The sequence below is a fragment of the Bifidobacterium sp. MSK.17.10 genome (assembly GCF_019129655.1).
In the GTDB taxonomy this organism is placed as follows: domain Bacteria; phylum Actinomycetota; class Actinomycetes; order Actinomycetales; family Bifidobacteriaceae; genus Bifidobacterium; species Bifidobacterium adolescentis.
The window spans coordinates 182053-197468 of sequence record NZ_JAHOJD010000003.1 but is presented as its reverse complement, the minus strand read 5'-3'; the positions used below and the strand labels follow the sequence as shown (position 1 = coordinate 197468).

Here is a 15416-nt window from a genome sequence, read left to right as displayed (position 1 = left end):
GACATCGCCAGATGTCAGCCCTTGACAGCTCCAGCCATAAACCCTTTGACGTAGTACTTCTGGAGGGCTAGGAAGAGGATGGCTGCGGGGATCATCAGAATTACGACGCCAGCTTCGGTGGCACCGTAATCAATGACGCCCATAGTCTGCTGACGCATGTTCACCAAAGCGAGCGGCAGCGTGGCGTTCGACGAACTCGACAGGTACAGCGGAATCATGAAATTGTTCCATGCCTCAAGGAAAGCAAGCAGACCGACAGTGACCATCGACGGCTTGACGACCGGCACCAGAATCTTAATCAGCGACTGCAGGGAGTTGCAGCCATCGACCATGGCGGCCTCTTCCATATCCTTCGGAATCGCATCGAAAGCATTACGCATGATGAACGTGCTCATCGGCAGCTGGAACAAGGTAATAACCAAACCGACACCCAGCAAGGAATCGTTCAGACCAATATCCTTGTACCACACCATCAGCGGAATCAGCAGAGACGCATACGGCACCATCAAAATGGACAACGTCACCATGAATCCGAGATTGCGGCCCGGATAGTCGAAACGGGAGAACGAATAGCCTGCGAGCGTGCACACCACCACGGAGAACACCACGGCGACCAACGTCACCACCACCGAGTTGAACAGGTACTTCGGCAGGCCTTCCTGGTAGCCGAACAACGTCAGATAGTTGTTCACACCCCAGCCCTTGGATTGTGCGGAACCAGGCTGCGGACTGAACGAGCAGACCACCACCCAGATCAGCGGCGAAATGAAGACCAGAGCCAGCAGACCTTCGAGAATATAGACGATTACGCGCTTCCACAATGGAGTAGTCATGTGAGTTCCCTCCCCTTGCTCACTTGGTGTTGTCGCGCATACCGCGCATCTGGATGGAATTGATCACCACGAGGGCCGCAAGCACGATCAGCGACAGTGCGGCCGCCATGCCCAGATCCTTCTTGGAATCGAATGCGAAGTTGTAGATGAGCTGCACTACGGTCATGGTGGAATTGTTCGGACCGCCCTTGGTCAGAATGAAGAACTGGTCGAACGCGAGGATGGAACCGGTGACGCAGTAGATCAGGCACATCACGATGGTCGGCTTCATCAGCGGCAGGGTGATGGAACGGAAAATGCGCCACGTGCCAGCACCGTCCATGCGCGCGGCCTCATACAGGTCGCCAGGAATGGCCTGCAGGCCGATCATCATGAGCAGCATGTAGTAGCCGGAGAAACGCCAGACGATCACAATAATGGTAGCCCACAGCGCACTCTGGCCGGTGGCGAGCACGGAGCCGCCCTCATCCATCAATCCGAAGAAGCTCAGGATCTTGGTGACGGGGCCCACCTGCGGGGAGTACAGCGCGTAGAACAGCAGCGAAGCGGAGGCGAGACCGGTTGCGGACGGCAGCAGGAAGCACGTGCGCAGCATATTGTTCCACTTGGTGCTTTCCTGCACGATCAGCGCCAGACCAAGGCCAAGCACCAGCAGGAAAATCGTGACGATCACGGTGTATTCAAGTGTGAACAACACCGACTGTCCGAGCAGTTTATTTTCGAAAACCTTGACGAAATTCTCAGGGAAATTCCAACCACGGTTACCGCCCATCAACGACCAGCGGGAACCGGCCATGATGACGAGCAGCACGATTGGCACGAAGAACAGCATGATGATCATCAGCCAATCAGGCAGCGCATACAGCAGGCCACGACGGGTTGCCTCCGCCTTGGCCTTGGAACGATGCGTCTTCACTGGCGCAGCGTTCTTGGAAACAGTAGTCATATTCCCTCCTTGGAACACTTTTGGCGACTCTCTCTTGAATCGTTCGGGGTTTTCGACCATAAATGGCCAAGCGATTGGATATGCGTTTGACAGTGCGATTCCGTCTCGCGCGGCCGTTGAAATCCGCCATGAAGACCGACATTGTTTTTGAATTATTGTCGATCTTCATGGCAGACCACAACTGTGGTCTGTCTATTTTTGTTTTCGATATTCAGTTATTCGATATTCAGTTGTTCTTAAGTTATGTAAATCGGGGAAAGGAGAAAAAGGAGGAGAAGTTCGTTTTCAGTGGCTCACCTCACTGACCCAGCACGTCGGTGATGGCCTGGTTGTCGGCCTTGAGATCGCCATCGCCCCAGACTGCGTTCTGGATGAGCAGCTGCCACGGGGAACCGGCTGCGTTGAAGGCCTCATTGAAAGCTGCGGACTTCGGGGTCTGGCCATTGCCGTCGATGATTACGGAGTTGATGGTCTGGACGCGAAGATCGGCATCGTCGTAGGCGGTCTTCAGGGTCTGGATGTTGGATGCGGTGTCGCCGTTGGCTGCGAAGACTTCCTTCTGGGCGTCATCGCTCATGAGCCATGCGAGGAAGTTCCAAGCCTGAGCGACGTGCTTGCAGTCCTTGGAGATGCCCATGGCATCGCCGCCGAGGAACGTGGAGGTCTTGCCTTCCTTGGTGCCCGGGATCGGGGTGACACCGACTTCGAAGCCACCGTCCTTCTCAGCTTCGAACAGTGCGGTGGAGGAGGTGTTCGGATACGGCATCACACCGATGTTGCCGTTGGCGAACGGAGCGGTCCAGGTGGCACCTGTTTCTTCCTTGGAACCTGCGCCCAAGCCGTTGGTGGTGTTGGCGAGTTCCTTGTAGGCGTCGAGCACGGCCTTCATGGAATCGTTGTTGAGGGTGGCTTCGGTGCCATCTGCGTTCATCACGGATTCGCCGTCAGCCCACACGGACGGGAACAGGTCGAACACGAGAGCGCCACCGGACTGGCCGGCCAAGTAGGAGCCTGCCACGCCGTCCTTGTTGAGGGCCGCGACCGCCTTGGCCTGCTCAACGAACTCGTCGATGCTGCTCGGACCCTTCTCCGGGTCAAGACCTGCTTCCTTGTACAGATTCTTGTTCCATACCATCACGGAAACGTCGGTGATGAACGGCAGCGTGTATTCCTTGCCATCCACGGTACCGGCTTCAATGTGGCCCTGCTGCAGGTCGGACTTGTTGTCGAGTCCGTCAATCTGCTTGGTGATGTCGGTGAAGATGCCTTCAGAAGCCCAGTACGGAATACGCACCACGTCACCGGCGAGAATGTCCGGAAGGGAATCGGTCTGGGAAGCACCACCAACCTTGCCTTCCATATCGTCGTTCGGAATGATTTCCAGCTTGACCTGGTTCTTGTGGGAGGCGTTGTAGGCCTTCACCGCGTTCTTGGCCTGACGCTCCAGCGGAGAACGGGTCCACAGAGTGATCTCAGTGCCGTCATCAGTGCCGACTGCCGGAATATCGGCCGGAGCCGCGGATCCACCACTGCTGGAACCACCGCCGCATGCAGCCATCGGAATAAGCAACGCGGTTGCCGCGATGCCGGCAATAACGCGAGTGACCTTGTTAAAAGACACCATGTCTACTTCTTTCTCTATGTATCGCTCAGCTTTGAGCCATCCGGCGGGCCTTCCGCCGTCTGCCTTCACGATTTCCGGTTGTTCTCCTTCGATTGAACCGTAGTGCGAAAGCCTTTTCTCAGTATATGGTTTTCTCCAGATTTTGCAAAATCGCTTTCGCACATCAAAATGCAAAGGTATTCATGTCGATAAAACCGTTATAAATAAACGATTCTTAGCATTTTAAGAATCGTTTATGACAGTAAAAATGACGTGAGATGCAGAAAATGCGAAAGAAAAATGTGTTCATTTTCGCAAATGCGAAAGTTTCGCAATTTGCAAGTGAAAATGTCAACAATCGGCTATATAAAGCCGTTTTGTCCACTTTTTGACACGATGCGAAAACTTTCGCAGTTTTGTCGTATAATATTACGCAATACAAGGGCGGCGAAGCGCATCGACGCGCAGCCAACGTTTTCGCCACACCGTAAAAAAGGGGAACATCATGGCAACTGCAGATACTCACTCAACAGCAAGACTTGAAGATGTAGCAGCGCTGGCCAACGTGTCTTTGGCAACAGCTTCAAAGGCGCTGCATGGCAAACCGCGCGTCAGTGAAGACACCCGCGAGCGCGTGATGGAGGCAGCGCGGCAACTCAACTATTCCCCGAACAAGCTGGCGCAATCGTTGGCAAGCGGCAGAAGCGGAACCATCGGTTTGGTCACTTCCGATCTGCAAGGCCGTTTCTCCACGCCTATTCTTATTGGCGCCGAAAACGAGCTGCGCGCACAATCGACATCAGTACTACTTGCCAATGCTCGCGGTGACGATGCACTGGAACGCAGCCATGTAGAGAAACTGCTGTCGCTGAAAGTGGACGGCCTGCTGATTGTGCAGCGCGAGACGAATCCGCGCCCGTCGCTGGGGCGTGATTGGGGCGTGCCGCTGGTGTATGTGTATGGTCCTTCCACCGATATCAACGATTGCTCGGTGACGTGTGACAATGTGGATGCCGGGCGCATGGCCGTGAATCATCTGATTTCGTGCGGACGCAACCGTATCGCCATTATTGGCGGTGATGAAACGTATACGGCCTCCACCGACCGCACCAAGGGCGCGTTGGAAGCGTTGGCCGAGGTTGGTTTGGAACCGGCTGGCCCGATTCGCTATGGCCGTTGGGACGAGAATTGGGGGCGTGCCGCCACCAGACTGCTGCTCGACCAAGGCGTGAAGTTCGACGCCGTGGCATGCCAGAGCGATCAGCTGGCACGAGGATGCATTGACGCGTTGAAGTCGCAGCATCTACGCATTCCTGAGGATGTGGCGGTGATCGGCCACGATAATTGGGACGTGCTCACCAAGAGCTCCCGCCCGCCGCTGACCAGCATCGACAATGAAACGGAACTCATCGGCCGCAAAGCTGCCCGCTACCTGATGGACGCCATCAACGGCCAGCCCCACCACGGCACGGAATACCTTCCCTGCCGCCTCATCCAACGCGAATCCACCTTACCGTTAGACTAATCCCCTCCCTCCCAGTCAGTTCGGAGAGAGCTCCATAAACGTACGGTTCGATTCCCCAAAGGACGGTGGACCGGACATGCATGCTCGACCGTAGACTTGGCCGAACGGCCTTGAGTGTGTCAAGTATGCATGTCCGGTCAGCCGTCCGACGCTAAAACCACAAAAACTACCGTTTTTTGTTGGAACGTCCCTTGAAGTAGATGTCGAACACAATCCAGACGGACAGGATGAACGCGATCACGTAGCCAAGGAAACCGACAATCGGAATGCCGAAAATCACCGGCTTGATGCCCGCGTAATACACAATCGACGAGCCGATGAACAGGCCGACCACGATAAGCGCCATCGTAAGCCTGTTCACCATGTTGGCGAGCAGGTGGATCGGCTCCTGCGAACCGACCATCTCCATATTGACGCGCAGCTGGCCGCGCGTGAGCATGCGGGACGCCACTTTCAGCTCGTTGGCGGCGGCAAGCAGACTGTGCAGCGCCTGATGGCTTTCGAGAGCCAGCGATTTCGTCTCGTCCTTGGCGAAATCCTTCTTCGACGTGCTCGACGCGATGTGGTCGGAGATGATCTGGATCATGTTCACGTCGGGAATGAATTCGTCAAGCAATCCCTCCAACGTGACCAGCGCACGGCCGACCGTGGTGACGGTGCTCGGCACTTCGATGCCGTGGCGTTGCGCCATCTGCGTCAGGGCCGTCAGCATGGCGGCGATGTCCAGTTCGGCCAGGTCCACTGTGCCGAATTCCTTGACGATCACGTCCAGATCGGCCAGCAATGCCGGATAATCCTCCGGATCGGCCTCGGCACCGGCGAAACGCAGCAGACCGTCGGCAAGCTTGGGGGAATCCTGCTCGGCCACGGCGAAGATCATGTCCTTCAGCACGGAACGGGTTTTGGCGTTGAGCCGGCCAGTCATGCCCAGGTCGAGCAGCACGATCTGCCCACCGCGCACCATGATGTTGCCGGGGTGCGGGTCCGCGTGGAAGAAGCCTTCGTCGAGTACCTGCGTGGCGTAGTTGTCCACGAGTTTGGTGCCGATTTCCTTCAGGTCGTAGCCGGCTGCAAGCAGCTCGTCCGGATGGGAGACGGAGATGCCTTCCACGTAGTCCATGACCACCACGTGTTCGGTGCATAGTTCCGGGTACGGCTTCGGGCAGTCCATGTATTTGTAGCGTTCGCAGAATCGTTTGAATTCCGCCAGATTGCGCGTTTCGATGAGGAAGTCGGTTTCCGATTCGAAGGTGTCCCACAGTTCCTCGACCACGCCGGACAGGTCCACCACCTGCGCGCTGCGCATGGTTTTGGTGGCGATTCCCGCGATGGTGCGCATGATGGACACGTCCTGCGCCATGGTTTCGCGCACGCCCGGACGTTGCACTTTGATGGCCACGTCCTCGCCGGTGAGCAGTTTCGCACGATGCACCTGCGCAAGGCTGGCCGAGCCGAGCGGGGTGGGGTCGATATGGTCGAAGATCTCGTCCACGGGCCGGCCGTATTCGTCCTCAAGCACCTGCAGCACCGTGCTGTATGGCATGGGGTCGGCGTCGGCGCGCAGTTTGGACAGTTCGTCGCAGAACGATTGCGGCAGGATTTCGGAGCGCATGGACAGGATCTGTCCGACCTTGACGAACGTGGGGCCGAGCGCTTCGAGCATGAGACGCATTTTGACGGGCGTGAGTCCGTGAACCACGTCGAATTTGTTGGCGATCTGCGCGATTTGCGCAAGACGCCGGAGTTTGCCGCGGCGGGTCAGATGGTAGCGCGCGGAGAACGTGTCTTTGCGCGCTCCGAAGATGCCGATGGTTTCGGACGATTGCGCGTTGGCACCGGCCGCTTTGCCGGTATCGTCCGTTTCGCCGGCATCGTCCGCGGATTCGTGGGCAAGCTCATCCGTCAGTCCGTTTGCTTGGGAGGCGGCGTCCGGCGAAGGGTCGGCCGTGGGGTTGATGACCGCGTTGACCCTGTCGGACAGCGTGACGGGCTCCACGCTTTCGGGGCGTGCCGCGTCCGGCTTGTCGGATGGGTGTTTCAAAGACATGTCACTGCTCGCAAACGGTTGGGAAATCGGCTGGAAAGCCCGCGATGCCAGACGAACGTTTCGCCGGCGTCGCGCGGGCATAGCAAATCGCCGTCCGGGCGCTCACATGCGCGGCAGACGGCGATACGAAAGACTGGAGCTACTCGGCCTTGTCTTCGGTTTCGGCCGGGGCTGCATCCTTGGACTCAGGGGCTTCCTTAGCCTCTTCGACCTTGTGCTTGAGTTCGGCGTTGAGGGCCTTGCCCTGCTCGACGGTCAGCTCGCCCTTCTTGACGAGGTCGTCAACGATTTCCTGGCTCTTCTCAACAGTGGTCGCCAAGGCACCGACGCCGGCGAGAAAGACCTTGCGCAGGCCGTCACCAAAATTAAAATCAGCCATGATGTCCTCCTTTAGGTGATGGTGGTACCACTCTATCGCATTTTCTTCACATCTGCGCCGAGCGAAACCGGTCAATCGCATAAAAAGTGGCGGATATCCGGCGTTCAGCGCGGGCGGTGCGATTGTCGGCGAACCGGCATGGCAGCCGTCAGCGCGGACGGGACATGGCCACGCGGCGAGCACGGTCGGCGATTTCGTCGATGCGATGCAGGGCGGCCCGTTGCGCGTCCGTCTGTCCGGCGGCGGCCGGATCGAACGTGCCGTAACGGCGTTCGACGGCGGTGCGGATCAGGAAATCGGCGATCGCGGAATTCTTCGGCAGCAGCGAGCCGTGCATGTACGTGCCGATCACGTTGTGGACGCGCGCGCCTTCCGTATGGTCCTCGCCGTTGTTGCCGGTGCCGTCCTGTTCGACGGTGCCGAGCGGCTGCACGCCGTCACGCAGGAACGTCTGTCCGGAATGGTTTTCGTAGCCGATGATCTTGCCGAAATCGGCGGAGGTTTCCGTAAGATTGCCGATCATGCGTGTTTCCTGGCCGACCGTGTACGCGCCGATCACGCCGATGCCGTCGAGTCGGGAGCCGTCGACCGTTTCGAAATACTCGCCGAACAGCTGGTACAGGCCGCAGATCATCAGCATCGGCACGCCGTCCGCCGCGAGCGAACGCAGCAGGTCGGCGCGTTGGAAGAAGTCGTCGATGATCTTCTTCTGGCCGGTGTCCTGGCCGCCGCCACCCAGAATCATGTCCACGTGCTCGGGCCAGTCGCAGCCCTGGTTGTAGGCGTGTACGCGCGGCTCGTAGCCGTACAGCGCGAGCCGGCGCTGGATGGCGAGCACGTTGCCGGAATCGCCGTAGATGTTCATATCCTTCGGATACAGCGACACGATGTCGATGACCTGGCTCATATCGTCTCCTCGTCTTCCTTCCGCTGTTTTGCTTTGCGATTGCGCGGTTTCGTTTCGCGCGGCGCTCACTTGCCCACGCCGGCGTCGGCCACGTCGGCGATTTTGGCGAGCGCGGCACGCGTTTTCAGCATGGCCGTGTACGTGCAGTAGATGTGTTTGGGGGTGCCAGAATTCGCGTTCACGAAGTCCACGACCGATTCCTCCAGGTCGGTGCTGACCGATTCGACCGGCACCTGATCGTATTCGAGGCGCAGGGCCATGTCCCACGCGCGTACGCCGGACACGGCTTTGACGCCGGTGCCGCGCAGCGAGGTGAAGTCCACGTCCCACAGCCAGCTCATGTCGCGGCCGTCGGCGTATTCGTCGTTGATGCAGATCATGGTGTCGCAGCCTTCGGGCTTGAACGAGGCCAGCGACAGGCGGAAGCCCATGGGGTTTTTGACGAGCAGCAGTTCCACGGGGGTGCCGTTCACGGTGATGACCTCGCCTCGGCCGAATGCCGGTGTGACCTCGCCGGCGGTGTCGATCATGGCCTGCGTGGTGGCGTGCGCGAAGGCGATCATACGGGGTGAGACGCCTGCCGCGCGCAGAATCTCGTCCGCAGCGGCCTGGTCGATGGCGTCATGCGAGCCGTTGCCGTCCGTTTCGGTACCGGTATCGGCACCGTCCGCGTCGACACTGTCGGCGAGCGCGTCTTCGAACGGCAGGAACATCGCCTGCGCGTCCGCTGCGACGGCGCGCACCACGGCGAGCGCGGCGGCCGCGTTGTACAGGTTGTATACGCCTTCCAGTTTCACGGCCGTCTCATACGTTTCGCCGTCGATCGCGAAGGTGGCGCGGTGGTCGCCCACGGCGCGCAACGTCACGTCGGCGGGCAGCGCGTCGGGACCGTCCTGCGGTTGCGATGTGGCCGGCGCGGCAGCCGCAACGGCATCGGCAGTATCGCCGGCATTGCCCGAATCGCCAATATTTCCGCCATGTTCCGCACTGTCGTGCGCTTCCGCGTCAACAGTGGTGCTCATGTCGTCATCCGACGGGAAGAAGCCGCGCAACGATTCGTCAAGGCCGAAGTAGCGTACTTCCACGCCGTCTTCCGTATGCGCCACGTCAGCAAGACGGGCGATGCGCGGGTCCTCACGGTTGAGCACGACGGTACCGGTGGTGGCTTCCGCAGCTTTGGACAGCAGTCGCGCGGTGTTGTCGATCTCGCCGAAACGGTCAAGCTGGTCGCGCATCACGTTGAGCAGCAGGCAGTAGTCGGGCGGCACCTGCTTGACGAAATGCACGGCGTACGCCTCGTCGAGTTCCAGCACCGCGATGTCGGCGTCGAGTTTGCCGGAAAGCGAGACTTCCGCAAGCAGCGACGAAACCACGCCACGGGTGAAGTTCGAGCCGGTCGGGTTGGTGAACACCTTCAATCCGAGCGATTGCAGCATGCTGGCCACCATGCGTGTGGTGGTGGTTTTGCCGTTCGTGCCGGAGACGAGCACCACGCCGAGCGGCAGTTGCGCCAATGTGCGCGACAGGAATTGCGGGTCGATGCGTTCCACGATTTTGCCGGGGAACGCGCTGCCACCGCCGTGCGCCAAACGGGAGGCCGCGCGCACGGCCTTGCCGATCAACGGGGTCGCGAAGGAATTCCAAGCCATATCACACCGCCTCCTGCTGGGACTGGTAATCCTGGGGCATGTCCTTGAACTTCGAATACGCGCCAAGGAACGCAAGATTGAACGTGTCGGTCGGACCGTTACGATGCTTCGCCATGATGATGTCGGCCTCGCCCGGGCGGTCCTCCTTGTCGTAGGCGTCCGGACGGTGCACGAGGAACACCACGTCGGCGTCCTGTTCGATAGAGCCGGATTCACGCAGGTCGGACAGCTGCGGCTTCTTGTCCTGACGCATTTCGGGGCCACGGTTCAGCTGGCTCAGTGCCACCACTGGCACTTCCAGCTCCTTGGCGAGCAGCTTCAGCGCACGGGAGAAGTCGGACACTTCCTGCTGGCGGCTTTCCACGGCCTTGCCGGAGGTCATGAGCTGCAGGTAGTCGATGACGACGAGTTTCAAATCGTTCGTCTGCTTCAGTCGGCGGCATTTCGCGCGGATTTCCATCAGGCTCATGTTCGGGCTGTCGTCGATGAACAGGGGCGCGTTCTGCAGCTTGCCTTGCAACTCGTTCAGGATGGCCCAACGTTCCGGCGTGATGTCGTCCGCGCGGCGCATGGCGGCGAGCGGAATGTTGGATTCAGCGGAGATGATACGTTGCGCCAACTCGTTTTTGCTCATTTCCAAGCTGAAGATGATGGTCGTCAATCCGTGATGCAGTGCCGCGGAACGGGCGAAATCCACACCGAGTGTGGACTTGCCCATGGCCGGTCGGCCTGCCACGACGATCATCTGGCCGGGCTGCAGGCCCTGCGTCACGTCGTCGATGTCGCGGAAGCCCGTCGGCACGCCTCGGGACACTTCGCCGCTTTGCAGACGGTCGAGCTGGTCAAGCGTATCGGCGATGACGGTGCCGATCGGCGCGTAGTCCTGCCGCACTTTGCCGGTGGACATCTCATATACTTCGGCCTGCGCCAGGTTGACGACGTCTTCGGCCTGCGAGCCTTCTGCGGTGTAGCCGAGCTGTGCGATTTTGGTGCCGGCCGCGATCACATTACGCAGGATGGCGCGCTGATGCACGATGTCGGCGTAATACGTGGCGTTTGCGGCGGTCGGAACCGATGCGACCAGGCTGTGCAGATAGTCGGAGCCACCCACTTTTTCCAGATTGCCTTCGGCGAGCAGCTCGTTGGCCACCAGCACGGCGTCGACCGGCTGGGAGGCCGAGAACAGTTTGATGACCGCTTCGTACACGGTTTGGTTGCGTGGCTGGTAGAAGTCGGACACGTCGATCATCTGCGATACTTCGCCGATGGCGTCCTTGCTCATCAGCATGCCGCCCAACACCGCCATTTCGGCGGCGTCGTCATGCGGCGGCACGCGGTCGAACAGGGCGTCGCGCACGGCTTGGCCGGATCGGCCGTTCATGCCGTTCGCACCGTTTCCAGCGTTCGAAAATCCGCGGTTCTGCGCCGAACCGTTGTTCCAAGAGTCGTTCTCCGCCATGTCCCTCCAACCGCAGCAGTCAATCGAATGTGTTCAATACCGAGGAAAACCATAATACGTGCGTGCCGTCACGACCGGTGTTGCATTGAGATTATGGATGAATCTCCGCATCCACCGAACGACACGCGCGAATGGCTTTGGTGTGGATAAGAAAGTCGAAAAAAGCCGAGTTATCCACATATTGGGGATAACCATGTGGAAAACGTTTCGACTTATCCACAGAGTGGGGATAACTGAGTGGACAACTTGGGGACATCCTAAAGCATGTACCCCGATTCCCTTATTTCGATTTGCCGAAGTGAACGGAAGGTGATATGCACCCCGCTTTTCCGTAAACGACGAGAAATACGGGGGCATATCGGCTTGGCGCATGCGAGAAACCGGCGCTTACATGTGGTATCGGGTGGCGTTGTACATGGTGCGCACCAACGTTTCACGCCATTTGCTCCACCCGTACTGTTTGGAGATGGTCTCGCCGGACGTGGCCCCCAACGAGGAGCCGTCGGCGCGGGTCAGGTCGAACAGCATGTCGAGCAGCACGGGATTATGGTCGAGCCGGCCGGCCAGATCATCACCGACGTTGGGATCATTGGGATTGCGGCCTGTGGCGAACTCCGACAATGTCAGATGCTCGCGTACCAGCAGCGTGACCCAGCGGACGATGTCGCGGTCGAATCCCATGCGTTCCACGACCACGGTCGCATGCCGAGCGCCTTCCGCCGCATGGTTGGCCACCCCCGATCGTTTGCCGATGTCATGCAGGATGCCGGCGAGCAGCAACGCCTCGTAATGCCGGTCGTCGTACCGCCCACCGCTGGGTGTTTCACGGCCGAGCCGCGTGACGACCTCCACCATGTGCCGGTCGATCGTATAGCGGTGCGCGGCGGACGCGCTTGGCCGGTTGCGCACGCCCAACCATTCGGGGATGAGCTTGCCGGGCACGTCGATGAAATCGATGTCTTCCCACACGTTGAGCAGCGCGGGGCCGGAAGCCAGCAATCGTATGAACAGTTCACGCGATTCGTCCGTCCAGTTGCGGTCGCCGATAGGGCACTTTTTGAGATTCCGCAACGTTCCCGGGGCGATCGGCAGGCCGAATTCCGCGGCCGCGACGGCCACGCGCAGCACGAGGTTCGGGTCGGCGGCCGGTTCCGCGCCCGGAGCGAGCACTATTTCCTCTTCATGCTTGGCCACGCCGGGGGCGATCACATCGAAGGTCGGTGCCTGACGTTTGCCGCCACCGCGCGGCTGGAACACTTGGAAGAAGGCGAATCGCGGCTTGTCGTGCGTCAGCGAATGCTCGGCGCGCGACGCGGTGGAATCAAGGGAGAACGCGATCTGACGGCCGACGCGTGCCAGCAACGTTTGCAGATCGTCGATCGACTTCGCCTCACGTTCGCCATCGGGCAGCGTCGGATCGGCCAGACCGAGCATCGCCGCGACTTTGGCTTGGTAGGGCGATAGCAGCATGTTCGTATCTTTGCCGGCGACCAGATGGATGCAGTCGCGCACGTCCAGCAACCGTTCGACGGCGTCGTCATACGTGCCGTGCGGACGGTCGGCAAGCCAGGATGCGGCGAGCGCGGACACCAATACGGAGTCGCGCAGGCCACCACGTGCCTCCTTGATGTCCGGCTGGTTGATGTAGGCCATGCGGCCGAATTCGTCGAGGCGCGATTTGGCGGAGCCGAGCAGTTCCGGCAGACGTTTGCGCGCGGCCTTGCGCCATCGTTCCAATATGGATACGGCTGTGCTTTCGATAAGTCCAGTGTCCCCCGCGATCGGCACCACGTCCAACCATCCCATAGCTGCGGGCAGGTCGCGGTCGGTGACGGCCTCGCATTGCGCGACGGTACGTACCGACTGGTCGAGGTCGAGGCCGGAATCCCAAATCGGATACCACAGTTTGTTGGCGAGCTCGTTGAGCTGCTGGTCGGTCAGCGCGTGCGGCTCGTAGATGACCGCCAGATCAAGGTCGGAGCTGGGGCCCACCTGTCCACGTGCCAGCGAACCGACCGCGCCGAGACCGATGCCGGTTGCCGGAACATCGAAGGAAACCGCCTCGCAGGCTTCGTTCCACAACTGTGTGAGATTGCCCATGGCCAATTCCGTGCGGGCTTTGCGTTTCGCCGCGCCATTGCGGTAGACGCCGTCGGCGTCGGGCTGGCTCATGGCCATGAACCGTTGTTTGAGACCATCGACTGCTGAAGTCATAACGCACGTTCCTTATGAAACCTATGACGACTTATGACAATCCCCGCACGGCGCGAGGCACGTACGGGGATGTGTCGTAATTGATAACCCGAACTTCAAGCCCGGGGGTCTTTATTTCATCTTGTCCGAATCGGCCCGATCACAAGGCCGGACGGATCAGATGGCGGCGGAACCGGTTTCGCCGGTGCGCACGCGGGTCACCGAGTCAAGCGGAGCCACCCAGACCTTACCGTCGCCGATGGTGCCGGAGCCGGCGGACTTGACGATCACGCCAACCAGGGTTTCGGCATCGGCGTCGTCGGACAGCACCTCGATGCGGATCTTCGGAATGAGATCCACGGTGTATTCGGCGCCACGGTAGACCTCGGTGTGGCCGCGCTGACGGCCATAACCGTTTGCCTCGGACACGGTCAGGCCGTGCACGCCCGCGGCTGCGAGGGCTTCCTTGACATCGTCGAGTTTATGGGGCTGGATGATAGCGGTAATGAGCTTCATCTCACTTCACCTCCTTGAGGACGGAGCTGGCGGTACCAGCAAAATCGTAAGCACGTTCGCCCTGGTCGGCAAGATCGATGCCGCCGACTTCCTGGGCTTCGGTGACGCGCCAGCCGATCGTCTTCTCCAGAGCGAAGGCGATGATGCCGGTGATGACGGCGGACCAGACGATGGCCACGAGAGCGACGATGAGCTGGACGACCAGCTGCCTCCAGTCGCCGCCTGCGAACAGGCCGGTGCCTTCGCCGAAGAAGCCGATGAGCACGGTGCCGGTGAAGCCGCCAACGCCGTGGACGCCGACGACGTCGAGGGAATCGTCATAGCCGAGCTTGAACTTCAGACCGCAGGCCAGGCAGGTGAGCACACCGGCGATGGCGCCGAGGACGATGGCCCACAGCGGGGAGACCACATCGGCGGCCGGGGTGATGGCGACGAGGCCCGCGACGATGCCGGAAGCGGCACCCATTGCGGTGTAGTGGCCGGTGCGGATCTTCTCGGTGAAGCCCCAGGAGAGCATTGCCGCAGCGGTTGCAGCGGACGTGGAAACCCACGCGTAGCCGGCGGTGCCGTTGGCTGCGAAGGCGGAACCGGCGTTGAAGCCGAACCAGCCGAACCACAGCAGGAAGGCGCCGAGCATGACGAACGGAACATTGTGCGGGCGGAACGGCTGCGTGCCGAAGCCCTTACGCTTGCCGATGATCAGCACGATGACCAGAGCGGCGACTGCGGCGTTGATGTGGACGACCGTACCACCTGCGAAATCGTGGGCGGCTGCGCCGATCGCCTGGGAAATGGCGCCGTCAGCGGACAGCAGGCCGCCATTCCACACCATGTGGGCGAGCGGAGCGTAATCGAACGTGATCCACAGCGCCACGAAAATCATCCACGTGGAGTACTTCACACGTTCGGCGATGGCGCCGCAGATCAACGCGACGGTGATCATGGCGAACGCGGACTGGAAGGCCACGTCGACGCTGACCGGGTAGTTGTTGCCGTTCAGTGCGGCCGATGTGAAGACGCCCTTATCGGAAACCATGGTGTCCTTCAGCAGGAAGCCGGTTGCCGGGTCGCCGAAGATGCCGCCGACCGAGGTGCCGGCGTAGGCGATCGACCAACCCCACAGCACCCACATGATCATCGTGACGGACAGTGCGGCCGCCTCCATGATCATCATATTCAGCACGGCCTTGGCGCGGACCATGCCACCATAGAAGAACGCCACACCAGGCGTCATGAGGAACACAAGGGACGCGGAAGTCAATATCCACGCGGCATTTCCAGAATCAAGCTGGCCCATGTCACCCTCCTCTTTCTTTCTCTATATTTGGTTCAACATTTCCGTCCCCATCGTGTGGGGCT

At 60.1% G+C, this 15416-nt stretch carries 12 protein-coding genes; 1 reads left to right on the top strand and 11 read right to left on the bottom strand.

The window, feature by feature from the left end; genetic code table 11:
- Positions 1–14: 14 nt before the first annotated feature.
- From KSX58_RS03565 to KSX58_RS03555, 3 genes are all read right to left on the bottom strand, one after another.
- Positions 15–833 (bottom strand): carbohydrate ABC transporter permease, encoded by an 819-nt coding sequence (locus KSX58_RS03565; protein WP_003836777.1) that lies wholly within the window; start codon positions 831–833, stop codon positions 15–17.
- A 19-nt stretch (positions 834–852) separates the two neighbouring features.
- Positions 853–1779: a carbohydrate ABC transporter permease gene (locus tag KSX58_RS03560; protein ID WP_021913224.1), complete on the bottom strand. Its 927-nt coding sequence runs from the start codon at positions 1777–1779 to the stop codon at positions 853–855.
- A 298-nt stretch (positions 1780–2077) separates the two neighbouring features.
- On the bottom strand, positions 2078–3403 hold the full coding sequence (locus KSX58_RS03555; protein ID WP_021913223.1) for an ABC transporter substrate-binding protein: 1326 nt from the start codon (positions 3401–3403) through the stop codon (positions 2078–2080).
- Between the two features lie 484 nt (positions 3404–3887).
- Between KSX58_RS03555 and KSX58_RS03550 the strand changes: the two genes are divergently transcribed.
- Positions 3888–4907 (top strand): LacI family DNA-binding transcriptional regulator, encoded by a 1020-nt coding sequence (locus KSX58_RS03550; protein WP_021913222.1) that lies wholly within the window; start codon positions 3888–3890, stop codon positions 4905–4907.
- A 166-nt stretch (positions 4908–5073) separates the two neighbouring features.
- On the opposite strand, the gene KSX58_RS03545 is transcribed toward KSX58_RS03550, so the two are convergent.
- From KSX58_RS03545 to KSX58_RS03510, 8 genes are all read right to left on the bottom strand, one after another.
- Positions 5074–6954: an AarF/ABC1/UbiB kinase family protein gene (locus KSX58_RS03545; RefSeq protein ID WP_021913221.1), complete on the bottom strand. Its 1881-nt coding sequence runs from the start codon at positions 6952–6954 to the stop codon at positions 5074–5076.
- 139 nt (positions 6955–7093) lie between these two features.
- Positions 7094–7333 (bottom strand): phasin family protein, encoded by a 240-nt coding sequence (locus KSX58_RS03540; RefSeq protein WP_021913220.1) that lies wholly within the window; start codon positions 7331–7333, stop codon positions 7094–7096.
- Positions 7334–7481: 148 nt separating this feature from the next.
- Positions 7482–8240, bottom strand: a complete 759-nt coding sequence (locus KSX58_RS03535; protein ID WP_038443889.1) for a type 1 glutamine amidotransferase — start codon at positions 8238–8240, stop codon at positions 7482–7484.
- 65 nt (positions 8241–8305) lie between these two features.
- Entirely contained in the window at positions 8306–9889 is a 1584-nt protein-coding gene (locus KSX58_RS03530; protein WP_085380130.1) for a Mur ligase family protein, read from the bottom strand.
- 1 nt (position 9890) lies between these two features.
- Entirely contained in the window at positions 9891–11348 is a 1458-nt protein-coding gene (gene dnaB / locus KSX58_RS03525; RefSeq protein ID WP_011742660.1) for a replicative DNA helicase, read from the bottom strand.
- 387 nt (positions 11349–11735) lie between these two features.
- Positions 11736–13562 carry a nucleotidyltransferase domain-containing protein gene (locus tag KSX58_RS03520; protein ID WP_217735797.1) on the bottom strand — a complete coding sequence of 609 codons (1827 nt, stop codon included), beginning with the start codon at positions 13560–13562 and terminating at the stop codon, positions 11736–11738.
- A 156-nt stretch (positions 13563–13718) separates the two neighbouring features.
- Positions 13719–14057, bottom strand: coding sequence for a P-II family nitrogen regulator (locus tag KSX58_RS03515; RefSeq protein ID WP_003807443.1), 339 nt, complete (start codon positions 14055–14057; stop codon positions 13719–13721).
- 1 nt (position 14058) lies between these two features.
- The gene (locus tag KSX58_RS03510) at positions 14059–15354 is read right to left on the bottom strand and encodes an ammonium transporter (RefSeq protein ID WP_003807439.1); all 1296 of its coding nucleotides are present in this window, start codon (positions 15352–15354) and stop codon (positions 14059–14061) included.
- Positions 15355–15416: the final 62 nt, after the last annotated feature.

Coding starts and splice junctions, on each gene's coding strand:
- KSX58_RS03565 (WP_003836777.1), bottom strand. CDS start 833: ATGACTACTCCATTGTGGAAGCGCGTAATCGTCTATATTCTCGAAGGT.
- KSX58_RS03560 (WP_021913224.1), bottom strand. CDS start 1,779: ATGACTACTGTTTCCAAGAACGCTGCGCCAGTGAAGACGCATCGTTCC.
- KSX58_RS03555 (WP_021913223.1), bottom strand. CDS start 3,403: ATGGTGTCTTTTAACAAGGTCACTCGCGTTATTGCCGGCATCGCGGCA.
- KSX58_RS03550 (WP_021913222.1), top strand. CDS start 3,888: ATGGCAACTGCAGATACTCACTCAACAGCAAGACTTGAAGATGTAGCA.
- KSX58_RS03545 (WP_021913221.1), bottom strand. CDS start 6,954: ATGTCTTTGAAACACCCATCCGACAAGCCGGACGCGGCACGCCCCGAA.
- KSX58_RS03540 (WP_021913220.1), bottom strand. CDS start 7,333: ATGGCTGATTTTAATTTTGGTGACGGCCTGCGCAAGGTCTTTCTCGCC.
- KSX58_RS03535 (WP_038443889.1), bottom strand. CDS start 8,240: ATGAGCCAGGTCATCGACATCGTGTCGCTGTATCCGAAGGATATGAAC.
- KSX58_RS03530 (WP_085380130.1), bottom strand. CDS start 9,889: ATGGCTTGGAATTCCTTCGCGACCCCGTTGATCGGCAAGGCCGTGCGC.
- dnaB (WP_011742660.1), bottom strand. CDS start 11,348: ATGGCGGAGAACGACTCTTGGAACAACGGTTCGGCGCAGAACCGCGGA.
- KSX58_RS03520 (WP_217735797.1), bottom strand. CDS start 13,562: ATGACTTCAGCAGTCGATGGTCTCAAACAACGGTTCATGGCCATGAGC.
- KSX58_RS03515 (WP_003807443.1), bottom strand. CDS start 14,057: ATGAAGCTCATTACCGCTATCATCCAGCCCCATAAACTCGACGATGTC.
- KSX58_RS03510 (WP_003807439.1), bottom strand. CDS start 15,354: ATGGGCCAGCTTGATTCTGGAAATGCCGCGTGGATATTGACTTCCGCG.